Here is a 20,629-nt window from a genome sequence, read left to right on the forward strand (position 1 = left end):
CGCGGGTCGTCAGTCGCGTCGGGCGAGCACGGCGACCCGGGGCAGCGCCTCCGGGGCGGGTACCGGGGTGAGCAGGTCGTCGATGGCGGCGACGTGGCTCGTCGTCCAGCCGGCGTCGGCCAGGGCGGAGAGGACGTCGGCCACGGGGTGGGCGGTGTTGGTGATCGTCGTGGTGAAGGGGGCCGTGCGGCCGTCGTCGGTGCGTAGCTCCCCGGTGACGTGCAGCGGGCGGCGGTCGCCGTCGAGCGGGCCCCGGGCCACCTCGACCGAGACGGTGCCGTCCTGCCTGGCGACCGGGGGGACGTCGGCGAGGAGTCCCTTCGTCGTGGACATGTCGAAGCCGAACCAGCCGCCCGGCGCGACCGCCCGGTGCACGCAGCGCAGGTAGGCCCGGACCCGGTCGATGTCACCGACGTGGTTGAGGACGTCGTACGTGGAGACCGCGAACGCGCAGGGGCGCGGCACCTCGAAGTCGGCGGCGTCCGCGGCGATGAGCACCGCGTCGGTGCCGGCCAGCCGTTCCCGGGCGCGGGCGATCATCGCCGCGGAGACGTCGACCCCGACGACCCGGTAGCCGGCGGCGGCGAACCGGGCGGCCACGATGCCGGTGCCGCAGCCGACATCCAGCAGGCTCAGCTCCGACCCGGGTGCGACGTGCGCGTGCAGCCGCAGCCACGCCTCACCCATCCGCTCGGGGTACGGCGCCCAGAAGCGGTCATACGCCGTGACGAAGGCGTCAACGTACTCGGCCATCGGGTTGCCTTTCGTAGTGCCGGACGGTGGAATTGGCCAACGGGACGAGCGCGGCCACGAAGATCACGGCGGCCAGGGCGAGCAGGGCCGTCCGCACGCCGATCGCGGGCACGACGAGACCGGCGGCGATCATGACGGGCGGGCCCAGTCCCACCGCCCCCAGCCACTCGTACGCGCTCACGCGGGACATCGCCTCCGTCGGCACCTCGGACTGGACGGTCGTCTCCCACAGCACCCCGAAGACGTCGAAGGCGACCCCGGCCAGCACGGCGGCGAGGATCACGAACGGCAGGGCGGCACCGGCTCCGAGCAGCAGCGCCGGCAGCCCCAGCAGCGACACGGCGAGGACGGCCGTACGCAGGGGGCGGGTCGTCCTGATCCGCATCGCCACCAGCACGCCGGCGAACATGCCGACCGCGTACCCGGCCAGGACGCCGGACCAGGCGCCCGCGCCGCCCAGGTGCGCCCTGGCGAGCAGCGGCCCCGCGAGCCCGAAGGTGACCCCGACGGCGGCGTTGACCACCGCTGCGGCGAGCACGATCTGCCACAGCCATCGCCGCCGGACGAACTCGCGCCAGCCGTCGCGCAGTTCGGCCGGCAGGTTCCGCCCGGCCGGCCGGGTCGTCGCGGCCAGGCGCAGCCGCGCGAGGAGTCCGGCGGCGACGGCGAACGTCGCGGCGTCGAGGGCCAGCGCCCAGCCCGGCCCGAGCCAGGTGATCAGGGCGCCGCCCGCCGTGAAGCCCGCCACCGTGGCGGTGTTCGTGCCGAGCCGCAGCAGGGCGTTGCCGCGCTGGCGCGCCTGCGGCGCGACGAGTTCGGCGGTCAGCCCGTTGAGCGAGGGCAGCAGCAGCGCGGAGGCGGTGCCGGCGACGGCCGCGCAGCCGGCGAGGGCGGCGACGCCGGCCCGCCCGGTCAGCACGAGGACGGTCATCGCGCCGTACGCCGTACCGCACATCAGCTCCGCCGCCACGAGTACGCGGTGGCGCGGCAGCCGGTCGCCGATGACGCCGCCGAGCAGCATCAGCGCGATCCGGGGCACCGAGATCGCGGCGAGCACGAGCGACAGCGCCGTGGGCGATCCGCCGGGAAGGTCGAGCACGGCGAAGGTCAGCGCGAGCGGGCCCATCGCGTTGCCGAAGACGGAGACCGTCCTGGCCGTGGCGAACAGGACGAACCGGCGCTCGCGCAGCGGGTCCGCCGGGCGGTCCACGGACGCGACGGTGTCGGTCATGGCCGGTCCGGGCGGACGATCGCCTGCCACCGCGCCACCGGCTCGCCGGCGTCGAGCACGTGCAGCAGCGGCCGGCGGGCCACCACGGGGCACACGTGCCCGGGCAGCACCCGCAGCTCGTCGCCCACCGACACCGAGCCCGCGTCGACCGGTCCCCCGTCGGGTGCGGTCAGCACGACACCGCTCATCCAGGTCTGGTCGGCGCCCGCCAGCAGCTCGTCGGCGTCGGTGCGCAGCACCTGCCCGTCGGTGCCGGTGACGGTCGTGGTGACGGATATCGCGACCGCCCCGGGGTCGCACTCGCCCAGCCGGGCGAACCCGCCGTCGAGCAGCGCGTACGCCCCGGCACAGACCTCGGTCACGCCGGCGACGTCCAGGACGCCGGCGAGGGTCGGGGTGCCCCCGACGCTGACGGCCGGGCAGGGCGACCCGGCCGCGCGGATCCGCTCGGCGACCGACACCAGCAGGCGCGCCTGGCGGCGGCCCAGCTCGACCCGGTCGCGCGCGGCGGCGGGGTCGGTGATCCCCACGTAGCCGGTGACGCCCGCCATCCGCAGCCCGCCGGTCCGCGCGATCGTGGCGGCCAGCCCCACGGCGGCGTCGGGGTCGACACCGACGCGGTGCAGACCGGTGTCGACCTCGACGCGTACGCCGAGTTCGACGCCGTGGGCCTCGGCCGCCGCGCCGAGCCCGGCCACCGCGTCGGGGTGGTCCACGTGCACCGTCACCGCGCAGTGCCGCGCGAGCCGGGCGAACCTGGTCCACCGCCACGCGTCACGCCAGGGCCACGCCACCGTCACGTCCGTCACGCCCACCGCCACGTAGGCCTCGGCCTCGGCCGCCGAGTGCACCGCGACGCCCACCGCGCCCGCGGCCACCTGCCGGGCGGCGATCTCGGGGCTCCGGTGCCCCTTGACGTGCGCGCGCAGGGCGACGCCGGCCTCGGCCACCCGCCGGCCGTACCGCGCGACGTTCGCGTCCAGCCGGGCCAGGTCGACGGTCACCCGCGGCGTCATTCGCCGCGCCCGTGCCAGGCGTCCGGCGGGAAGGAGAACGCCGCGTCGCCACCGGCGAGCATCGCCGCCTGACGGTCCCGCTCGGCGGGGTGCGGCACGCCGACGCCGGAGACGCCGAGGAAGGCCTCGTCCGGCCAGGACAGCCCGAGGGCGTCCTCGACGGGCGCGTCGCGGGTGGCGGCGGTGAAGAACGTCCCGAGCCCGAGCGCCGTCGCGGTGAGGTACACGGTCTGGCTCAGGTGACCGACGTCGAGCAGGAGCGCACGGTACGCGCGGGCGGCCGGATATTTCCACACGGTCCGGTCGAGCACCGCCGCGTACATCAGCAGGAAGCCGGCCTGGGCGGCGTGCGGCTGCCCGCCGCACCACTCGCGCAGCCGCTCCTCGCCGGGGGCGGGCGCGAGGCGCACCAGCTCGTGGCGGCGCACCGCGTAGTGGTAGATCCCGGGTTCCAGCCCCGCCACGTCGCGGACCACGGGGTAGACCTCGACCGGGTGGCGGGCCCCGCCGGAGGGAACGGTCTTGAGCAGCGCCGTCCCGACCCCGGAGACGTCCACCTCGCGGCGTACCCCGGCCGTCCAGCGCAGCAGGGCGGCGAACGCGGGCAGCGGCACCGGACGGTCCGGGTCGAACCATCGGGTCGAGCGCCGGGCCGCGAGGACCGTGGTGAAGTCGACGGCGGGCGGGTCGGCCGGAGGCAGGGCGATGCGTGGCCCGTCGTGCTCCCGGACCGGATCCGGCTGGCCGGTCTTGGCGCGCAGCACCGCCGCGTCCTGCGCCGCCGAGCGGAAGACGTCGCTGCCGAGCGTGCGGCTGGCCAGGTGGTAGTAGGTGGCTGCCGGTCCCAGGTCGCGCCACGCGCCGAGGCGTTCCTCCCGGTCGTGCTCCGGCGAACCCTCGGCGACGAGTACGTGGGCGTCGAGGAGCTGCTGCGCGAGTCGGCCTTCGGGCTCGGCCCAGTCGGCGTAGTCGCGCAGCAGCCTCTCCGCCTCCACAGTCAACGCGAACTGCCGGTGCCTCAGCGGGTCGTCGCAGACCAGTTGGCCGTCCCGCCACAGGAAGACGACCAGCCGCGACACGCGGACGCGCATGACTACTCAGGCTCGCGACCGGTCAGACCTCGACCGGAGGCTCCAGGCAGGTCAGTTCCTGGTCGTAGTCGTCGGACGCCACCGGCTCGAAGGCCTCGGTCTGCTCGGTCATGCGGGAGCTCCCCTCACTAATCGGCGTTGATCACTGCGTTGCACCGTAGCAGACCGTCCACAGTGAACACACCCGCTGTCGCGGAGCGGGCCGGCCCGCTCCCGCGCCGGCTCAGACCTCGTGGACCTCCAGCACCCGGGTGGTCGGGGCGGCCCCGCCCAGCTCACCGCGCAGCGCCACCCGCTCCGGGTCGGCCAGGAAACCGTCGTAGCCGGCACGGGTGTCGAACCGGATCAGGTGCACCTCCGTACGCCCGTCGCCGGTGCGCTGCCGACGCTCCAGCCGCCCGCCGTGCCGCCCGAGCAGGCCGAGCACCGCGTCCTCGTACCGCTGGCCGGCCTCGACCGCGTCGGGGGCCAGCTCCACCAGCGCCACCAGGCGCACGGCGGTGGCCGGGTCGGTGACCAGCGACTTGACGAAGTGGTGGTCGACGTGGCCGCCGGGGATGCCCTCCCGGCGGCCCGTGTCGAGGTAGCCGTGCCGGCGGTAGAACTCCGGCGCCTGGAACGAGAACGAGGAGACCGAGATCTCCGTGCAGCCGCGCCGGCGGGCCTCGTCCTCGGCGGCCCGTAGCAGCCGGCCGCCCCAGCCCTCGGCGCGGCGGTCCTCGCGTACCCACACCATGTTGATCCCGGCGCAGCCGCCCCAGGTCCACCCGGTCAGGCCGGCCACCAGCTCGCCGTCGGCGTCGTCGACCCGGACGCAGAGGCCGGCCTCGTCGTCCGCGCCGGTCGCCCGGTTGTTGAAGGCGGTCAGCTCTGCGTCGAGCCGGGCCTGGAGTTCCTTGTCCTCGCGGAGCACCCGCAGGACGCCGCCGCCCGCCTCCCCGAGCCCGCCCGTGACTCCGTGCCCGCCCGCGTTCCCGTGCCCGTCGGTGCCGTTCCCCGTCGTCATGGGGCGGAGTATGGCAGCGCCCCGGGTGCAGGCGACAGCGCTATCCGGCGACGCCTACCGCCTCGGCGCTGGCCGTCCAGAGCCGGGCGGCGAGCTGCGGGTCGGTCGCCTTGGGCAGCGGCCGGCGCAGCCGCCGGTCGACGTGGTAGCCGCCCGTCACCAGCCGCTCCGGGTCCTGGTTGGCCAGCCAGACCAGCGTCTCCGCGCCCTTCTCCGGGCTGCGCAGCGGCAGGATCCGCATGCCCAGGGCGACCAGCCGGTTGTCGTTGCCGAACCGGCTGCGCACCACCCCCGGATGGAAGGAGTACGCGGGGATCTCCGGCCAGCGCCGGGCCGCCTCGGCCGTGAAGAGGATGTTCGCCTGCTTGCTGGTGCCGTACGCCTGCATGGGCCGGTAGCGGCGCAGCGCGGCGTTCAGGTCGGCCGGGTCGAGCACGCCGCTGCGGTGCGCGCCGGAGGCGGTCACCACCATCCGGCCGATCCGGTCGCGCAGCAGGTTGCTGAGCAGGAACGGGGCCAGGTGGTTGGCCTGGATCGACAGCTCGAAGCCGTCGACCGTGGTGAGCGGCTGGAGCGCGATCGCCCCGGCGTTGTTGGCGAGCACGTCGATCCGGTCGTACGCCTCGCGCAGCTTGCCGGCCAGCCGGCGGACGTCGTCCAGCACCGCGAAGTCGGCCCGGAACAGCTCCGGTCGCTCGCCGGACGCCTCCCGCACCTGTTCCGCCGCGGCCTGGAGCCGGGCCGGGTCGCGGCCGACCAGTACCACCTGGTCACCGCGGCGCGCCAGGTCGACGGCGGCCGCCAGCCCGATGCCCGAACTGGCCCCGGTCACCACCACGATCCGACGCCCAGTGAGATCTTCCACAGGTCCATTCACCCCGGTCACGGCACGAGGTTACCGTGGCGTCACAAAGACCTTTGGGATCGTTAAGCCCTCGCATTTCGTCAGGTGACGTCGGCGTGCCCGCGCACGCTGGAAGGAGCGCATCCATGGCCGCAGTCGGTCGCCCCCGCCGGTCCTGCCTCGCGGTACCCGGCTCCAGCGTCAAGATGCTCGGCAAGGCCCAGGGGCTCCCGGCCGACCAGGTCTTCCTCGACCTGGAGGACGCGGTCGCCCCGCTGGCCAAGCCCGACGCCCGGAAGAACATCGTCGCGGCGCTCAACGAGGGCGACTGGTCGGGCAAGACCCGCGTCGTCCGGGTCAACGACCTGACCACGCCGTGGACCTACCGGGACGTCATCGACGTGGTGGAGGGCGCCGGCGCCAACCTCGACTGCGTCATGCTGCCCAAGGTGCAGAACGCGGCCCAGGTGCAGTGGCTCGACATGACCCTGACCCAGCTGGAGAAGACGCTCGGCCTGGAGGTCGGCCGGATCGGCATCGAGGCGCAGATCGAGAACGCCGCCGGCCTGGTCAACATCGACGCCATCGCGGCCGCCTCGCCCCGGGTCGAGACCATCATCTTCGGTCCGGCCGACTTCATGGCCTCGATCAACATGAAGTCGCTGGTGGTCGGCGCGCTCATCCCGGACTACCCGGGCGACCCCTACCACTACATCCTCATGCGCATCCTGATGGCGGCCCGGATGCACGACAAGCAGGCCATCGACGGCCCGTTCCTGCAGATTCGCGACGTGGACGCGTTCCGCGAGGTGGCCAAGCGCTCGGCGGCGCTCGGCTTCGACGGCAAGTGGGTGCTGCACCCGGGCCAGATCGACGCCGCGAACGAGGTCTACTCGCCGGCCCAGGCCGACTACGACCACGCCGAGCTGATCCTCGACGCGTACGAGCACTACACGTCGGAGGCGGGCGGCCGGCTGGGTGCGGTGATGCTCGGCGACGAGATGATCGACGAGGCGTCCCGCAAGATGGCCCTCGTGGTGGCGGCGAAGGGCCGGGCCGCGGGCATGACCCGTACCTCGTCCTTCACCCCGCCTGCGGAGTAGTCCCCGCCCCTCCCCGGCATCCGTGCCGCCCCGGTCCGCGCCGGGGCGGCACCGTCGCGTCAGTAGGTGCTGCTGCCGGACTGGGAGATCGCGAAGACGATGACCGCCACGTAGAAGAGGACCACCAGCAGGTAGAGGCCGGTGACGATCCAGCCGACGATGATGCCGGCCTTCGCCATGCCCTCGCCACCCTCGCCGGTCTCCCGGATCTGCTTCTGCGCGACGTGGCCGAGGATCGCGCCGATCGGCGCGGTGACGCAGGAGCCGATGCCGACCAGGGCGAGCACCAGTGCGGCGATGGCGAGGCCGTTGGTCCGCAACGAAGGCGCGTAGCCGTAGTTCGGGTAGGGCGGCGGGTAGGCGGCGGGCCCGGGCTGCCCGGCTGCGTGCTTCATCCCGGCGTACGGGTCGCCGCCCGCGTACGGGTCCGGGGCGTACGGGTCGGCCGGCGCGTACGGGTCGGGGCCGGTGGGCTGGGCGGGGACTGGTTGACCGCTCACCGGGAGGGCGGGGTCGGCGGGTGGGCCCGACTGCTGGCCCGACCACGCCGGGTCGTTCCAGCCGCCGGAGGGCGGGGGATATGTCATTCGTCTGCTCCGTAGGGTGCGGGGTGCGCCCGTCAGGGTAGTCAGGCCTGCCCAGACCCCGAGGTGTCACCACCGGGTGTGCCGCGTTGCCCGGGCCGGAGGAAGCGGGCAGGATCCTGGCATGGTGATTGACGCGCGAGCCGCGGACCGCTCCGGCAGCCGACCGAGACGGGACGCGAGCCGCCCCGGCGTGGCCCGGCGTACCCGCGCCGCCGCCCAGCCGGGCACCGCCGGCATCGACGAGCCCGCGCCGCTGCCGGACCCGGTGACCCTGCGCCTCGACGGGAAGGTCGCCCTGGTCACCGGGGCGGGCAGCCCGGACGGCATCGGGTACGCGACGGCCCGCCGGCTGGCCGACCTCGGCGCCCGGGTGGCAATCGTCTCCACCACCCGACGCATCCACGAACGGGCCGGCGAGCTGGGCGTGACCGGCTTCGTAGCCGACCTCACCGACGAGTCGGAGGTGGGCGCGCTCGCCGACGCGGTCGCCGAGCAGCTCGGGGACGTGGAGGTGCTGGTCAACAACGCGGGCCTGGCCAGCCGGGCCAGCCCCGAGGTGCTGCGGCCGGTCGCCCAGCTCAGCTACGACGAGTGGCGCGGTGAGATCGACCGCAACCTGACCACCGCCTTCCTGTGCAGCCGGGCGTTCATCGGCGGCATGGCCGAGCGGGGCTGGGGCCGGATCGTCAACCTGTCGGCCACCGCCGGGCCGGTCAACGCCCTGCCCACCGAGGCGGCGTACGCGGCGGCCAAGGCGGGCGTGGTCGGGCTGACCCGGGCGCTGGCGATGGAGATGATCGCCGACGGGGTGACCGTCAACGCCGTCGCACCGGGCACCATCCACACCGCGGCCTCCACCGTGGCGGAGATCCGGCAGGGCCTCGGTACCCCGGTCGGCCGCCCCGGCACGCCGGACGAGGTGGCCGCGGCGATCGTCTTCCTCTGCTCGCCGGCCGCCTCGTACATCACCGGGCAGATGCTGGTGGTGGACGGCGGCAACAGCGTCCGTGAGGCCGAGTTCCGCTGATCCGCGGGGCTCAGTAGTTGGGGCCGTTGTTGCCGGCGAGGGCGATCAGCGCGATCCAGCCGCAGCAGGCCAGCACGCCGAGCCCGGTGATGACGTAGCTGAGGATGAGGCCCCACGTGGCGAGCTGGTCGCCCTCCTCGCCCGTCGTGCGGATCTGCCGCTTGGCCAGGTGCCCGAGGACGATGCCGATCGGGGAGAAGACGAACGCGAAGACCAGCGAGAGGATGGCGAGCACGTTCGTCCCGCCGGCCCGGGGACCGGACGGCGGACCGTACTGCCCGTAGGGCGTCTGCGGGGTGTACGGGGGCTGGTGCCCCCACTGCTGCCCGTGCGGCGGTTCGCCGGGCTGCTCGTAGCTGGGCTGCCCGTACGCGGGCTGCTGGTGGGCCGGCGGCTCGTAGGGCGGCGGTTCGTAGGACGGCTGCCCGTACGACGGCGGCTCCGGTGGGGGCTCGTAGCTCGACGGGTCGTGCCCCGGCGGGGGCTCCCAGGGTGACGGCGACCGGTCCGGATCGGGCGGCCCCGACGACGGTGGCTGGCTCACGGTCTCCTCCTGCCGGTGGCGGATCGCGTCCCCTCTTGCCGGACGCTACCCGCAGCGGTGAACCTTTTCACAGCGGTTGTGTGGACTGGTCACCTTGGCCTCGACCGCCGTGCGGCCAATACTGACGGAGCGTTCAGTTACCCATGAGTAAGGCGCCGACCCCCGGAGGCTGAGATGGCCCGACTCGCCCAGACGCCCGGCCTGACCGATGTGCAGCGGTCGATCCTGGAGACCGTCCGGGAGTTCGCCGACAAGGAGATCATCCCGCACGCGCAGCGGCTGGAGCACGCCGACGAGTACCCGAGCGACATCCTCGACGGGATGCGCGAGATGGGCCTCTTCGGTCTCACCATCGACGAGGAGCACGGCGGGCTCGGCGAGTCCCTGCTCACCTACGCGCTGGTGGTCGAGGAGCTGTCGCGGGGCTGGATGTCGATCTCCGGCATCGTCAACACCCACTTCATCGTGGCGTACCTGATCTCCCAGCACGGCTCCGCCGAGCAGAAGGCCCGGCTGCTGCCGAGGATGGCGACCGGCGAGGTGCGCGGCGCCTTCTCGATGTCGGAACCCGGTTGCGGGTCGGACGTCGCGGCCATCGGGTCCAGGGCCGTCCGGGAGGGCGACCGGTACGTCATCAACGGCCAGAAGATGTGGCTGACCAACGGGGCGTACTCGTCGGTGGTGGCGACCCTCGTCAAGACCGACACGGGCGCCGACTCCGTCTACGGCAACATGAGCACCTTCCTGCTGGAGAAGGAGCCCGGCTTCGGCGAGACCGCGCCCGGCCTGACCATCCCCGGCAAGATCGACAAGATGGGCTACAAGGGCGTCGAGACCACCGAGATGGTCCTCGACGGCGTGACCGTCCCCGACTCCGCCGTCCTCGGCGGCGCGGAGAAGGTCGGCCGCGGCTTCTACCAGATGATGGACGGCATCGAGGTCGGCCGGGTCAACGTGGCCGCCCGCGCCTGCGGCATCTCCATCCGCGCCTTCGAGCTCGCCGTCGCGTACGCCCAGCAGCGCCACACCTTCGGCCAGCCGCTCGCGAAGCACCAGGCCGTCGCCTTCAAGCTCGCCGAGATGGGCACCAAGATCGAGGCGGCCCACGCGCTCATGGTCAACGCCGCCCGCCTCAAGGACGCCGGCCAGCGCAACGACGTCGAGGCCGGCATGGCCAAGCTGCTCGCCTCGGAGTACTGCGCCGAGGTCGTCCAGGAGGCGTTCCGCATCCACGGCGGCTACGGCTACTCCAAGGAGTACGAGATCGAGCGCCTGATGCGGGAGGCCCCGTTCCTGCTCATCGGCGAGGGCACCTCGGAGATCCAGAAGACGATCATCTCCCGCGGCCTCCTCAAGCAGTACAAGCTCTGAGGTAAGGAAGGACACCTTCCTGACGCCTCAGGTGGAGGAAGGTGCCCTTCCTGACACGTCGGGGTTGGCGGCGGGCTCCGGTGCGGTGACCGGCCCCGCCGCCAGCACCTGCGGTCGTTCCCGGTACGCCTCGATCGCGTCCGCCAGGCGCTGCTCCGGCACCGCCACGTCCCGGCCGCCGACCACCGGGGCCGGCTCCAGCGACCGCCACACCCTCGGCCGCAGCCGCACCCCGGCGAGCCGGCCGTCCTCCCGGTGCAGGCTCACCCGGTCGATGTTGGACCAGTCGTACCGCCGGCGGCCGTGCCTGATCCCGCTCGCCGTCAGCGCCAACCGCCCGGTGAACCGCACGCCGGAGTAGGCGACGACGCCGCCCGCCGCCGCCACCGCGACCAGGAGCACCAGCCGTACGACCCGGGCCCACTGCGGGTCGGCGGGCAGCGACATCGTCACCACCAGCATCACCGCCGTCGCCCAGGCCAGGGCGGTGACGAGGTCGACCCAGCCGGCCAGGGACCGCCGCGCGACCAGACCGGGCTCCGTCCCGTCCAGGCCGGCCACCCGTTCCCGCCAGACCAGCCGGGCGTCCTGCCGCGGACACCACCGCCGCAGCAGCACGGTCACACCGACGAAGAGCCAGAAGACACAGACATCGGGCTCGAACCGGGGAACCCGGAACAGCGCGGCGGCCACCGGCACCGTCACCATTGCGGCCACCGTCGCGGCCAGCAGCCGGCGGGACCAGAGCCCGTCGTCGCGCTTCGGCAGCCGGGCGGACAGGCGGACAGACATGGCCGCAGGGTACGAGCCGTCGACAACGTGCGGGCCTGACCAACCGCCCGGCCGACTCGTGCAACCGCCACGGCGGGCGGGACTGACCGCCGTGCCGGGACTTCCCGAACCCGGTCAGCCCAGCCGGGTCAGGCCGGCGGCGGCGCGCTCGACGATGAGGCAACGATCCTCGACGTAGTCGACGCCCGCCTCCGTGGCGATCCGCCGCGCCTCGGCCGAGACGATGCCGAGCTGCAACCAGACCGCCGGAGCACCGATCGCCACCGCCTCGCGTACCACGTCGACCGCGTCCTGCGCCGGCCGGAACACGTCGACCAGGTCCACCGGGTGCGGGATGTCGGCAAGCGACCGGTAGACCCGCTCGCCGAAGAGTTCGTCGGCCGTCGGGTTCACCGGGATGATCCGCCAGCCGTACCGCTGCATCTGCAAGGGCACGCTGTGGGCGGCCTTGCGCGGGTCGCGGGACGCGCCCACGACGGCGATCACGGCGGAGTCGGCGAGGATCTGCTGAGCGGAGCGCACCCGCCGACTCTAACCCCGCCGCTCAGCCGCCGCCCGCGAGCACGTGACGCAGCCGGGCGTGCTCCTCGGGCGTGCCGATCGCCGCGCGGTGCCCGGGATGCGCGGCGTAGTGCTGGATCGCCCCGGCCAGCAGCTCCGGCGCGACGTCCAACTCGCCGGTCTCGACGACGACGTGGCGGCGCGAGGCAAGCCCTCGTTGCCGGACCAGGTCACGGCTGCGCACCGGCAGCCGCAGGAAGCCGGACTGCCGGGATGGCCCGCCCGCAGCCGCCGGGTCCAGGGCCTCCCACGGTACCCAGGTGTGCCGCAGCGGGTCACCGGCGCTGATTCCGGCCGGGGTCAGCGCGACTGTCGGCACCCGGCGCCACAGGGCGACCGACAGCAGGACGGCGAACGGGCCGGTGATGCTCGGGTAGAGCCACCACATCCCGTCCTGACCCGAGCTGAGCTGGTAGGTCGTCGTGTAGGCGAGGAAGGCGAGGAGGATCCAGCGGTAGCTCACCCGGCCCTTGGGCGGGCCGAAGAAGGCCTGCTCCCGCTCGTCCACCCGCAACTCGGCGGCACCGGGCCGCCCGAAGACGCGCATCAGGCTCACCAGCAGCGCGACCAGCGGCAACAGCGTGAGCAGGGCGGCCGGACCGTCCGTGCGGCGCGCCCAACTGGCCGCAACGCCCCAGCACACTCCGGCGGCCAGCGCGACCGCCACCGCCACCCGCTGCCGCCGCAGCGCCCGGACAGTCGTCTCCCGCACGCCGGCAGCGTATCGGCAGCCGTCTACAGGAGAGTGAGCTGCTCGGCGGGCGGCGGCGCGGGCACCGGTCCGGTGCGGCGGTGGTCGTCGCCGCGCTCGCCCCGGGGCAGCCCGTGCCGGCGTGCCGCGATGCGCACCCGCGCCGTCAGTTCCCGCTGGTAGGACTGCGGGGCGTACGCGCCGGAGCGGTAGAGCTCGCGGTAGCGGGGGACCAGGTGCGGGAACTCGCGGCCCAGCCAGCGCGCGTACCACTCCCGGGCACCCGGGCGCAGGTGCAGCGCCAGCGGCGTCGCGCTGGTCGCCCCGGCGGCGGCGATGGCCGCCACGGTCGCGTCGATCGACTCGTCGTCGTCGCTGAGCCCGGGCAGGATCGGCGCCACCAGCACGCCGACGTCGAAGCCGGCGTCGGCCAGCGCCCGTACGGCGTCGAGCCGCCGCCGCGGGCTGGGAGTGCCCGGCTCCACCGCCCGCCAGAGCCGCTCGTCGACGAAGCCCACCGAGTACGACACGCCGACCCGGGTGACCTCGGCGGCCTGGCGCAGCAGCGGCAGGTCACGCAGGATCAGCGTGCCCTTGGTGAGGATCGAGAACGGGTTCGCGAAGTCGCGCAGCGCCGCGATGATCTGCGGCATGAGCTGGTAGCGCCCCTCGGCCCGCTGGTAGCAGTCGACGTTGGTGCCCATCGCGACGTGCGCGCCCCGCCAGCGCGGCGCGGCCAGCTCCCGCCGGACCAGCTCACCGGCGTTGACCTTGACGATCACCTTCCGGTCGAAGTCCGCCCCGGCGTCGAGGTCGAGGTAGGTGTGCGTGTTCCGTGCGAAGCAGTAAACGCACGCGTGCGAGCAGCCCCGGTAGGGGTTGATCGTCCACTCGAACGGGACCCGGGACGTGCCGGGCACCTTGTTGATGATCGACTTGGCCTGCACCTCGTAGAACGTCATGCCGGCGAAGCCCGGCGTGTCGAAGGTGCGGGCGACCGCTCCGGGCAGCGCCAGCGGCAGGGGTGGTGTCGCCGGCGCTGCCCGGTCGGGGACTCCCTCGTCCGGGGGAGCGGCGAGGTTGTCCCAGCGCATGGCCCTCATTCGAACACGCGTACGAGCGGAACGCAAGCGACCCGCCGTGTTCCCGCCCACCTCGCGGCACTGTGCGCGCCCGGCGGGTGGAGGATGGGGGCATGGAGAGGTCGACGTTCGTCTACGACGGGGACTGCGCGTTCTGCACCCGGTGCGCCGAGTTCATCGACCAGCGCATCCCGACAGGCGTGCGGGTGGTGCCGTGGCAGTTCGCCGACCTCGACGCGCTGGGTCTGAGCGAGGCCGAGTGCGAGGAGGCGGTGCAGTGGGTGGGCGTCGACGGCTCCCGCGCGGCCGGTCCGGACGCCATCGCCAGGCTGCTCCGCGACAGCGGTCCGCTCTGGCGTCTCGCGGGCGCTGGCCTCGCCTTCCCGCCGGTACGCGCCGCCGCCTGGCCCGCGTACCGCTGGGTGGCCCGCAACCGGCACCGGCTCCCCGGCGGCACGGCCGCCTGCTCGCTGCCGCAGGAGGCGCGGGAGCGCCTCTACGGGCCGTCCGGTCGCCCGGCCGCCGACGCCTGACCCGCGAGTGCCGGCGCGGCGCCGGCGGGCGCTGCGGTGTCCCGTCCCCGGCGGGTGAGCAGCCGGCGGGCCCAGACGACCGGCCGGACCCGCTCCAGCGGCAGGAAGCTGGTCATCGCGGCCAGGTGTGGGGCGAACGAGATCGTGATGGTCGCGACGGTGACCAGGTGGAACGAGTAGAAGAAGCCCACCGTGGCCAGCCGCCAGCGCTCCCTGAGCAGGAACACCACCGGGCTGAGCAGCTCGAACGCGACGATGCCGAACTGGGCGACGATCAGCAGGTACGGCACCGAGGCGATCAGGTCGGCCAGCTCGGTGCCGCGCCGGAGGATCGCCCGGGCCAGCACCGAGCCGGTCAGCCAGTCCAGCCCGCCGAAGCGCAGCTTGGCCCAGGCGGCCAGGAAGTACGTGCAGATGACCGCGATCTGGGTGACCCGTAGCGCCCAGCCGCCCGCCTCGGTGCGGGTGGTGTCGCCGTGCCGGGCCCGGCCGGCGGTGGGCAGCACGGCCAGCGCGACGAGCAGGCCGAACCGGTCGTGGTCGACCTTGCCGTAGCTCATCGCGACGATCATCCACTCGAAGTAGAGCGCGAAGACCGCCCAGCCGAGCAGGCGTGGTGCCCGGCCGGTCGCGGCGAGCAGGGCGAGCAGCAGCAGGGCCCAGAAGACGACGGTGACAAGCGTCTGGGTCGGCGTCGGCAGGGGCAGCACCCGGCCGATCAGCAGCGGCTGGTAGAGCTCGCCGGGCACCGCCACCCGGGTGCGTACCCAGGGCGTGAAGACGACCAGGTCGGCGGCGACGAAGAGGTAGATCAGCGTGCGGAAGGCGGCCACCCGGCCGCGGGGCACCGCCTCGGTCAACCAGCGGCTCATCGGCCCGCCTGCCAGGCGACCACGGTCTCGTCGGTCCAGCGGCCGGTGGGTCGCCCGTCGCGGATGCCGTGCCAGCGGACGACGATGCGGACCTCGACCAGCTCCGCCGCGTCCGGGTGGCGCTCGGCGTACGCGTCGGCGACCTCGGCGAGCAGCGTGGGGTCGGCGGCGTAGCGGCTCTGCTGGCCCTCGATCTCGGCCCGGCGGATGCCGGTGGCCCGCTCGCCCAGGTCGACGACCGCTCCGCCGCTGTCCACGCCCTCGACGCGGGTGTCCGGGGCGGGGGAGTTCGGCGGGTTGGACGTGGAGTACATCCGGAACGGGCCGAACGGGAAGTGGTCGTCGGTGCCCCAGGCGGTGCCGGCCGCCAGGACGGCCAGGCCGAGGGCGGTGACGGCGAGCCGGACGGCGCGACCGCGGGTGGTCAAGGTTTCCATCGGGTCGTGACGATACGGGATGTACCGCCCGCCTCGGCTCCCTCCGACGGCCACTTCCCGCTGGCCGGCGGGCCAGGGGGCCGCGTTCCGGGCCCAGGAAGGAGGCGTGTCCACGGGCGCAGGGCGGAGATGCGTGTGCCGGCCCGCACCCCGTCACCGGCCGGGTGGACGACGGCGGCCGGGCCCGTCGGGGCCCGGCCGTCGTGGAGCGCTGCGGCTCAGTGGCTGTGCCCGGCCAGCTTCTCGCGGACGTCGTCCATGTCGAGGGCCTGGACCTGCTCGATCAGGTTCTCCAGGGCGGACTCGGGGAGGGCGCCGGGCTGGGCGAAGACGATGACGCAGTCGCGGATCGCCATGATGGTCGGGATCGAGCGGACGTCGAACTTGGCGGCCAGCTCCTGCTGCGCCTCGGTGTCGACCTTGCCGAACACGATCTCGGAGTGCTTGTCGGAGGAGCGCTCGTAGACCGGGGCGAACCGCTTGCACGGGCCGCACCAGTCGGCCCAGAAGTCGACCAGCACGATGCCGTCGCTGCCGGTCACCTCGTCGAAGTTTGCCGTGGTCAGCTCTACGGTTGCCATGAGAATCTCCGATCGGCGCGGAATAGCTACGTCTGGTGGAACCAGGGCGTACCTCGTGGAATTCCCGGCCCGCCTCCGCCGAAACGTGCTCGTCACGGCGTTGCGCAGGTCACGTTCACATCGATGACGATGGTTCCTGCTCACCGTTGCGGTACGCAAGTGCACGACGCATTTGCGTGACCGGTCGTGATGGGAGCGTTTCCAAGGAGATCGACACGATTGACCGGAACGAATGAGCAATCAGGCGGTTGACAAGCGGCAATCCGGTGTGTGGAGATCGCCGAGGTCCGGTCGGCCGAACACGCACAGTAGTGTTACGAAAAGGTAAATGTGACCTCCGTCTCTATCCGGCTCGCCTTCCCGTACGGCAGAATCTTCCGCATCAGAGCGTGGGCGGCGGGTGCCGGGGAGGGCCCCGCCGCTCATTGCGTCTCCCCCCGGTTGTGGCGGTGTGACATTTCCGCACGCCACGCGCCCCGCGCCTCGCCTTAACACTCGATAAGGCATGCTGTGCCGAACTCCATCGCCGCCCGTCGAAGGGGACAAGGATGCAGTTCGGCCGCTACTACGAGGAGTTCGAGGTCGGCGCGGTCTACCGGCACTGGCCCGGCAAGACGGTCACCGAGTACGACGACCACCTCTTCTGCCTGCTCACCATGAACCACCACCCGCTGCACATGGATGCGCACTACGCCGAGACGGCGAGCCAGTTCAAGCGCAACGTGGTGGTCGGCAACTACATCTACTCCCTGCTGCTGGGCATGTCGGTGCCCGACGTCAGCGGCAAGGCCATCGCGAACCTCGAGGTGGAGTCCCTGCGGCACGTGGCGCCCACCTTCCACGGCGACACGATCTACGGCGAGACCACCGTGCTGGACAAGCGCGAGTCGTCCTCCAAGCCCGACCGGGGCGTGGTCTCCGTGGAGACCCGGGGCTACAACCAGGACGGCACGATGGTGTGCGTCTTCCGCCGCCGGGTGATGGTCCCGAAGAAGGAGTACGCGACGGCGGCCGTACCCGAGGGCGTCGACCCGGAACGGCCGAGCTTCCCCGAGCCGCGCTGACCGACGGGCCCCTTCTCATCCGGGTTCCGGGTGGTAGGGGCCCTTTTTCCGATCCGGGGCATATGCTGGCGCCGGAGGTCCCCATGAGCCACTCCGTCGCCGGAGAGCCGTCCTCTGCCGGCCGCCGTGCCGCACCGCTGACCACCGCCGTCTACTCCGCCGCCGAGTGGGACCTGCTGACCAGCCTGCCCGGCCGCGTGATCGTGGCCGCCGCCGCGCCCGGCCCCGGACGGCCCGACCCGGGGGTCGCCGCCGGGCTCGCCGGCCTGGACGCGGTCGCGGCCGGCCGGGCCTTCGACAGCGATCTCGTACGCGCGGTGGTCGCCGCCATCTACGCCCGGCACGACGGGGCGGGCGATCCCGTCGAGCGCCTCACCGACGTGGTGGACCTGCTCGCCGCCTGCCGGGCCGCGACCCGGGTGCTGCGGCGGCGGGCCGATCCCGCCGACTCGGCCGCGTACCGGCAGTGGGTGCAGTCGGTGGCAGCCCGGGTGTGCAGGGCGGCGACGGCCGGCGCCCAGGGGCTGCCGCCGGCCCCCGCCGACCGCCGCTTCCTCGACCGGCTCGGCGACGCGCTGGGGCTGCGCTGACCCGCCCCGGTCGACCCGCGTCCGCCCCGGTCCGGTTGCCGGGTCGGGGTCGCGACCCGGGGCGGGGTCTGTGGGCCGTACCCTGCGTGACCGTGACCGGAGACCAGCTCGACGTCGGCGTGGGACCGTGGCCCGGGGACCCGCCGGACGACCCGCGGTACGACCCCGAGCTGCTCGCCGAGGGCGACCGGCGCAACGTCGTCGACCGGTACCGCTACTGGCGGCGCGAGGCCGTGGTGGCCGACCTGGACCGGCGGCGGCACGACTTCCACGTCGCGATCGAGAACTGGCAGCACGACTTCAACATCGGCACGGTCGTCCGCAACGCCAACGCCTTCCTCGCCGCCGAGGTGCACGTCGTCGGCCGCCGGCGGTGGAACCGGCGCGGTGCCATGGTGACCGACCGCTACCAGCACGTCCGGCACCACGAGACGATCGAGGAGTTCGTCGCCTGGGCGGCCGGACGGGAGTTGCCGGTCGTCGGCATCGACAACCTGCCCGGCTCCCGGCCGCTGGAGACCACCACGCTGCCCCGGCGCTGCGTCCTGCTGTTCGGGCAGGAGGGCCCGGGCCTGTCCGACCCGGCGCGTGCCGCCTGCGACCAGCTTTTCTCGATCGCCCAGTACGGCTCCACCCGGTCGATCAACGCTGGCGTGGCCAGCGGCATCGCCATGCACGCCTGGATCCGTAGGCACGCCGGACCGCCGCCGGGCTGACCGCCGCCGCTCCGGGCTGCCTGGCGTCACCTCCGGCTTCCTCACCGCCGCTCGCCGGCCTCGGGCTCGGCGGGGGACCTGAGCCGACCCGCCCCGGGAGGCCGGCGGCACCGAAACCGGCGCTCCGCTTGACGGGGCGGCGTGCGGGGGTGACGGTGGGATGGTGAGTGTCGCGGTGAGTTGCCCGAAATGTGGTGGACCGGTGCGGGCGCCGGACCTGATGCACACCGAGTCGCGCTGCCTGGACTGCGGGCCGGTTTCCCCGCTGCACGTGCCCGAGCGCATCGGGACCGAGATCGTGGCCAGCGTGGTGGAACGGATCGTCGCCGCCGCCGACCCGCCGGCCCGGCCGAGGACGCCGCTGTGGTGCCCGTGGCCGCTGCCGACGGGCTGGACGATGACCGGCGTGGCGTACGCCGGCGACGACCGCACCGGGGTGCGCGCCACGGCGGTCGCCTGCGCCGGGCCGGAGCCGCTCGGCGGAGGCCCCGCGGACCTGGTCTTCGTCGCCGAGGAGCCGGGCGTCGGCCTGGGCACCCGGTTCGCGGGCCTGGCCGGCCCGGATCCGGGCCCGGAACTCGCGCAGGCGTTGACGGATCCCGGGCCGGGGCATCCGGAGCATGTCGGGCAGGCCAGGATCAAGGTGGCCGGCCATCCGACTCCACTGTGGCTCGTGAACTCGCCGACAGATCGAAGCGCGTACGCCGGCGAGGCTCGGGGATTGTGGCTCCATGCGATAGCCTGGCCGGCGAGTGCGGGTCACCTCCTCGCGGAAGAAGTCGTGCTGCACGACCTGACCGAGTGGACACCGCCCGAGCTCGTGTACGGCGCACCGTCTCCGTATCTGCACGGGAAGGCTTGACGGGCCCCAGGGCTTGACAGGCATCCCGGAATGTCGGAGAACGGACGCAGATATTCACTGTACGACACCACACTGATACTCTGGGTGCCGCTGCGGTAATGGGACCCGGCGCCGCGCGAGAGGATGGCCCGCCATGGTCAAGAAGGTCCTCACCTGGGCCGGAATCGCATTCTTGATCTTCTTCGTCGCATACCGGCCAAATTCTGCGGCGGACGTGTTCAAGTCACTGGGCGGCGGGATCATGGACATCGCCCAGGGGTTCGGCGACTTCTTCACCAGCCTCGTCGCCTAGCCGCCGATGGGAAACCCCTCCGGTCCACCCTTCGATCCCGACGATCCCGATCGGGAGCGCCGGGAGCGGGACACGGAGCCGATCCCGCGGATCGGCCCCGACGACGGGCCGGGCTACGGCACCGGTCCGGGTCTCTCCGACGGTCCCTCCCTCTCGGACGACGCCGGCTTCGGCGACGGCCCGGCGTACGCCGGGGAGGGGCGGTCCGGTCGGGCCTGGGTCCGTGACCCGGAGGCCGGCTACCAGCCACCGCAGATCTCCGAGGACGAGCTGGCCGGTCTGCGGGCCGACGCCGCCGGCATGGCGCCCCGCCGGGTGCTGCCGTTGGAGGACGAGCCCAGCTCGCTGGTGGCGCGCTACCTCTTCCCGACCGAGCGCTACCGGGGCGAGTGGAAGCGGCACTGGATCCACCTCTCCACCCCGCTGCTGGTCGGCATCGCCGCGACCTTCGTGCTGGGCTACCTCTCCGGCTTCCTCGCCGGGCAGGACGTGGGCGCGCTCACCACGATCGCGGTGCTGCTCTGGTTCGCGGTGATGGGGTGGGTGGCCTGGAAGGTCGCCGACTGGTGGTACGACCGCTTCATCCTCACGAACAAGCGGGTGATGGTGGTCAACGGCATCATCACCCGGCGGGTCGCGATGATGCCGCTGGTCCGGGTCACCGACATGAAGTACGAGCAGAGCCCGACCGGCCGGGCGCTCAACTACGGCACCTTCGTGCTGGAGTCCGCCGGTCAGGAGCAGGCGCTGCGTGAGATCAAGAACCTGCCCAACCCCAATGAGCTCTACCTGCGTGTCGTCGAGGAGATGTACGAGCCGCAGGCGGTCGAGGCGCGGCTGGGCAAGGAGGCCGACGAGGCCAAGGCCGACGACGGGGCGTGAAACTTTTCGTCCGAACATCGGAGGAACTGCGCACCGTTCGCCGTCGACCCGACCACCCCCGGCATGGCAACCTGCCAGGACAACGGGGCGCGGAGGTGGCC

At 73.3% G+C, this 20,629-nt stretch carries 25 protein-coding genes; 10 read left to right on the forward strand and 15 right to left on the reverse strand.

What is annotated here, in order from left to right; all coding sequences use genetic code 11:
• Window positions 1-9: 9 nt before the first annotated feature.
• The 6 genes from AC0OO9_RS17970 to AC0OO9_RS17995 form a co-directional block, all read right to left on the reverse strand.
• Window positions 10-753 (reverse strand): class I SAM-dependent DNA methyltransferase, encoded by a 744-nt coding sequence (locus tag AC0OO9_RS17970; protein WP_484511227.1) that lies wholly within the window; start codon window positions 751-753, stop codon window positions 10-12.
• A complete protein-coding gene (locus AC0OO9_RS17975) occupies window positions 737-1,984 on the reverse strand; it encodes an MFS transporter (protein ID WP_484511228.1) in 1,248 nt (415 codons plus the stop codon). Before AC0OO9_RS17975 ends, AC0OO9_RS17970 begins: the two co-directional genes overlap by 17 nt.
• Window positions 1,981-2,988, reverse strand: a complete 1,008-nt coding sequence (locus AC0OO9_RS17980; protein ID WP_484511229.1) for an alanine racemase — start codon at window positions 2,986-2,988, stop codon at window positions 1,981-1,983. Before AC0OO9_RS17980 ends, AC0OO9_RS17975 begins: the two co-directional genes overlap by 4 nt.
• 8 nt (window positions 2,989-2,996) lie before the next feature.
• Window positions 2,997-4,091 (reverse strand): SagB family peptide dehydrogenase, encoded by a 1,095-nt coding sequence (locus AC0OO9_RS17985; protein WP_484511230.1) that lies wholly within the window; start codon window positions 4,089-4,091, stop codon window positions 2,997-2,999.
• A 223-nt stretch (window positions 4,092-4,314) separates the two neighbouring features.
• Window positions 4,315-5,097, reverse strand: a complete 783-nt coding sequence (locus tag AC0OO9_RS17990) for a GNAT family N-acetyltransferase (protein WP_484511231.1) — start codon at window positions 5,095-5,097, stop codon at window positions 4,315-4,317.
• Window positions 5,098-5,137: 40 nt separating this feature from the next.
• Window positions 5,138-5,962 carry an SDR family NAD(P)-dependent oxidoreductase gene (locus AC0OO9_RS17995; RefSeq protein WP_484511232.1) on the reverse strand — a complete coding sequence of 275 codons (825 nt, stop codon included), beginning with the start codon at window positions 5,960-5,962 and terminating at the stop codon, window positions 5,138-5,140.
• 125 nt (window positions 5,963-6,087) lie between these two features.
• Between AC0OO9_RS17995 and AC0OO9_RS18000 the strand changes: the two genes are divergently transcribed.
• Entirely contained in the window at window positions 6,088-7,044 is a 957-nt protein-coding gene (locus AC0OO9_RS18000; protein WP_132231620.1) for an HpcH/HpaI aldolase/citrate lyase family protein, read from the forward strand.
• Between the two features lie 59 nt (window positions 7,045-7,103).
• Here AC0OO9_RS18000 and AC0OO9_RS18005 read toward each other — a convergent pair whose 3' ends face one another.
• The gene (locus AC0OO9_RS18005) at window positions 7,104-7,631 is read right to left on the reverse strand and encodes a DUF4190 domain-containing protein (RefSeq protein ID WP_484511233.1); all 528 of its coding nucleotides are present in this window, start codon (window positions 7,629-7,631) and stop codon (window positions 7,104-7,106) included.
• A 121-nt stretch (window positions 7,632-7,752) separates the two neighbouring features.
• Between AC0OO9_RS18005 and AC0OO9_RS18010 the strand changes: the two genes are divergently transcribed.
• The gene (locus AC0OO9_RS18010; RefSeq protein ID WP_484511234.1) at window positions 7,753-8,658 is read left to right on the forward strand and encodes an SDR family NAD(P)-dependent oxidoreductase; all 906 of its coding nucleotides are present in this window, start codon (window positions 7,753-7,755) and stop codon (window positions 8,656-8,658) included.
• Between the two features lie 10 nt (window positions 8,659-8,668).
• Here AC0OO9_RS18010 and AC0OO9_RS18015 read toward each other — a convergent pair whose 3' ends face one another.
• Complete coding sequence (locus tag AC0OO9_RS18015) at window positions 8,669-9,202, reverse strand: DUF4190 domain-containing protein (protein ID WP_484511235.1); 534 nt, start codon at window positions 9,200-9,202, stop codon at window positions 8,669-8,671.
• Between the two features lie 174 nt (window positions 9,203-9,376).
• Here AC0OO9_RS18015 and AC0OO9_RS18020 point away from each other — a divergent pair, with 174 nt between their 5' ends.
• Window positions 9,377-10,573: an acyl-CoA dehydrogenase family protein gene (locus AC0OO9_RS18020; protein WP_484511236.1), complete on the forward strand. Its 1,197-nt coding sequence runs from the start codon at window positions 9,377-9,379 to the stop codon at window positions 10,571-10,573.
• Window positions 10,574-10,600: 27 nt separating this feature from the next.
• Here the strand turns inward: AC0OO9_RS18020 and AC0OO9_RS18025 are convergent, their stop codons facing one another.
• The 4 genes from AC0OO9_RS18025 to AC0OO9_RS18040 all read right to left on the reverse strand — a co-directional run bounded on the left by AC0OO9_RS18025 (window position 10,601) and on the right by AC0OO9_RS18040 (window position 13,711).
• Window positions 10,601-11,365 (reverse strand): hypothetical protein, encoded by a 765-nt coding sequence (locus AC0OO9_RS18025; RefSeq protein WP_484511237.1) that lies wholly within the window; start codon window positions 11,363-11,365, stop codon window positions 10,601-10,603.
• A 114-nt stretch (window positions 11,366-11,479) separates the two neighbouring features.
• A complete protein-coding gene (locus AC0OO9_RS18030; RefSeq protein ID WP_121396731.1) occupies window positions 11,480-11,887 on the reverse strand; it encodes a CoA-binding protein in 408 nt (135 codons plus the stop codon).
• A gap of 22 nt (window positions 11,888-11,909) precedes the next feature.
• A complete protein-coding gene (locus AC0OO9_RS18035) occupies window positions 11,910-12,638 on the reverse strand; it encodes a hypothetical protein (RefSeq protein ID WP_484511238.1) in 729 nt (242 codons plus the stop codon).
• A 23-nt stretch (window positions 12,639-12,661) separates the two neighbouring features.
• The gene (locus AC0OO9_RS18040) at window positions 12,662-13,711 is read right to left on the reverse strand and encodes an Rv2578c family radical SAM protein (protein ID WP_484511239.1); all 1,050 of its coding nucleotides are present in this window, start codon (window positions 13,709-13,711) and stop codon (window positions 12,662-12,664) included.
• Window positions 13,712-13,812: 101 nt separating this feature from the next.
• Between AC0OO9_RS18040 and AC0OO9_RS18045 the strand changes: the two genes are divergently transcribed.
• Window positions 13,813-14,232 (forward strand): thiol-disulfide oxidoreductase DCC family protein, encoded by a 420-nt coding sequence (locus tag AC0OO9_RS18045; protein ID WP_484511240.1) that lies wholly within the window; start codon window positions 13,813-13,815, stop codon window positions 14,230-14,232.
• Here the strand turns inward: AC0OO9_RS18045 and AC0OO9_RS18050 are convergent.
• From AC0OO9_RS18050 to trxA, 3 genes are all read right to left on the reverse strand, one after another.
• Window positions 14,196-15,104 carry an HTTM domain-containing protein gene (locus tag AC0OO9_RS18050; RefSeq protein WP_484511241.1) on the reverse strand — a complete coding sequence of 303 codons (909 nt, stop codon included), beginning with the start codon at window positions 15,102-15,104 and terminating at the stop codon, window positions 14,196-14,198. The two genes, AC0OO9_RS18045 and AC0OO9_RS18050, sit on opposite strands and share 37 nt — an antisense overlap.
• Entirely contained in the window at window positions 15,101-15,541 is a 441-nt protein-coding gene (locus AC0OO9_RS18055) for a hypothetical protein (RefSeq protein ID WP_484511242.1), read from the reverse strand. Before AC0OO9_RS18055 ends, AC0OO9_RS18050 begins: the two co-directional genes overlap by 4 nt.
• Before the next feature lie 218 nt (window positions 15,542-15,759).
• Window positions 15,760-16,122, reverse strand: coding sequence for a thioredoxin (trxA, locus tag AC0OO9_RS18060; RefSeq protein ID WP_484511243.1), 363 nt, complete (start codon window positions 16,120-16,122; stop codon window positions 15,760-15,762).
• A gap of 548 nt (window positions 16,123-16,670) precedes the next feature.
• Here trxA and AC0OO9_RS18065 point away from each other — a divergent pair.
• The 6 genes from AC0OO9_RS18065 (at window position 16,671) to AC0OO9_RS18090 (ending at window position 20,528) form a co-directional block, all read left to right on the forward strand.
• Window positions 16,671-17,186, forward strand: coding sequence for a MaoC family dehydratase (locus AC0OO9_RS18065; protein ID WP_132231598.1), 516 nt, complete (start codon window positions 16,671-16,673; stop codon window positions 17,184-17,186).
• 62 nt (window positions 17,187-17,248) lie between these two features.
• The gene (locus AC0OO9_RS18070) at window positions 17,249-17,776 is read left to right on the forward strand and encodes a hypothetical protein (RefSeq protein WP_484511244.1); all 528 of its coding nucleotides are present in this window, start codon (window positions 17,249-17,251) and stop codon (window positions 17,774-17,776) included.
• Between the two features lie 92 nt (window positions 17,777-17,868).
• Window positions 17,869-18,492, forward strand: coding sequence for a TrmH family RNA methyltransferase (locus AC0OO9_RS18075; RefSeq protein ID WP_484511245.1), 624 nt, complete (start codon window positions 17,869-17,871; stop codon window positions 18,490-18,492).
• A 160-nt stretch (window positions 18,493-18,652) separates the two neighbouring features.
• Window positions 18,653-19,354 carry a DUF6758 family protein gene (locus AC0OO9_RS18080; RefSeq protein ID WP_484511246.1) on the forward strand — a complete coding sequence of 234 codons (702 nt, stop codon included), beginning with the start codon at window positions 18,653-18,655 and terminating at the stop codon, window positions 19,352-19,354.
• 133 nt (window positions 19,355-19,487) lie between these two features.
• Window positions 19,488-19,646, forward strand: coding sequence for a hypothetical protein (locus AC0OO9_RS18085; RefSeq protein WP_007455302.1), 159 nt, complete (start codon window positions 19,488-19,490; stop codon window positions 19,644-19,646).
• A gap of 6 nt (window positions 19,647-19,652) precedes the next feature.
• A complete protein-coding gene (locus AC0OO9_RS18090; RefSeq protein ID WP_132231592.1) occupies window positions 19,653-20,528 on the forward strand; it encodes a PH domain-containing protein in 876 nt (291 codons plus the stop codon).
• Window positions 20,529-20,629: the final 101 nt, after the last annotated feature.

Source organism: Micromonospora sp. USAFONa4, assembly GCF_057197825.1.

What these genes read in the sequence shown, in the direction of transcription:
- AC0OO9_RS18070 (WP_484511244.1), top strand. Translation starts at nt 17,249, where the DNA reads ATGCTGGCGCCGGAGGTCCCCATGAGCCACTCCGTCGCCGGAGAGCCG.
- AC0OO9_RS18090 (WP_132231592.1), top strand. Translation starts at nt 19,653, where the DNA reads ATGGGAAACCCCTCCGGTCCACCCTTCGATCCCGACGATCCCGATCGG.
- AC0OO9_RS17970 (WP_484511227.1), bottom strand. Translation starts at nt 753, where the DNA reads ATGGCCGAGTACGTTGACGCCTTCGTCACGGCGTATGACCGCTTCTGG.
- AC0OO9_RS18050 (WP_484511241.1), bottom strand. Translation starts at nt 15,104, where the DNA reads ATGAGCCGCTGGTTGACCGAGGCGGTGCCCCGCGGCCGGGTGGCCGCC.
- AC0OO9_RS18080 (WP_484511246.1), top strand. Translation starts at nt 18,653, where the DNA reads ATGGTGAGTGTCGCGGTGAGTTGCCCGAAATGTGGTGGACCGGTGCGG.
- AC0OO9_RS18025 (WP_484511237.1), bottom strand. Translation starts at nt 11,365, where the DNA reads ATGTCTGTCCGCCTGTCCGCCCGGCTGCCGAAGCGCGACGACGGGCTC.
- AC0OO9_RS17975 (WP_484511228.1), bottom strand. Translation starts at nt 1,984, where the DNA reads ATGACCGACACCGTCGCGTCCGTGGACCGCCCGGCGGACCCGCTGCGC.
- AC0OO9_RS17985 (WP_484511230.1), bottom strand. Translation starts at nt 4,091, where the DNA reads ATGCGCGTCCGCGTGTCGCGGCTGGTCGTCTTCCTGTGGCGGGACGGC.
- AC0OO9_RS18085 (WP_007455302.1), top strand. Translation starts at nt 19,488, where the DNA reads ATGGTCAAGAAGGTCCTCACCTGGGCCGGAATCGCATTCTTGATCTTC.
- AC0OO9_RS18010 (WP_484511234.1), top strand. Translation starts at nt 7,753, where the DNA reads ATGGTGATTGACGCGCGAGCCGCGGACCGCTCCGGCAGCCGACCGAGA.
- AC0OO9_RS18065 (WP_132231598.1), top strand. Translation starts at nt 16,671, where the DNA reads ATGCAGTTCGGCCGCTACTACGAGGAGTTCGAGGTCGGCGCGGTCTAC.
- AC0OO9_RS17990 (WP_484511231.1), bottom strand. Translation starts at nt 5,097, where the DNA reads ATGACGACGGGGAACGGCACCGACGGGCACGGGAACGCGGGCGGGCAC.
- AC0OO9_RS18005 (WP_484511233.1), bottom strand. Translation starts at nt 7,631, where the DNA reads ATGACATATCCCCCGCCCTCCGGCGGCTGGAACGACCCGGCGTGGTCG.
- AC0OO9_RS18045 (WP_484511240.1), top strand. Translation starts at nt 13,813, where the DNA reads ATGGAGAGGTCGACGTTCGTCTACGACGGGGACTGCGCGTTCTGCACC.
- AC0OO9_RS18040 (WP_484511239.1), bottom strand. Translation starts at nt 13,711, where the DNA reads ATGCGCTGGGACAACCTCGCCGCTCCCCCGGACGAGGGAGTCCCCGAC.
- AC0OO9_RS18020 (WP_484511236.1), top strand. Translation starts at nt 9,377, where the DNA reads ATGGCCCGACTCGCCCAGACGCCCGGCCTGACCGATGTGCAGCGGTCG.
- AC0OO9_RS18000 (WP_132231620.1), top strand. Translation starts at nt 6,088, where the DNA reads ATGGCCGCAGTCGGTCGCCCCCGCCGGTCCTGCCTCGCGGTACCCGGC.
- AC0OO9_RS18055 (WP_484511242.1), bottom strand. Translation starts at nt 15,541, where the DNA reads ATGGAAACCTTGACCACCCGCGGTCGCGCCGTCCGGCTCGCCGTCACC.
- trxA (WP_484511243.1), bottom strand. Translation starts at nt 16,122, where the DNA reads ATGGCAACCGTAGAGCTGACCACGGCAAACTTCGACGAGGTGACCGGC.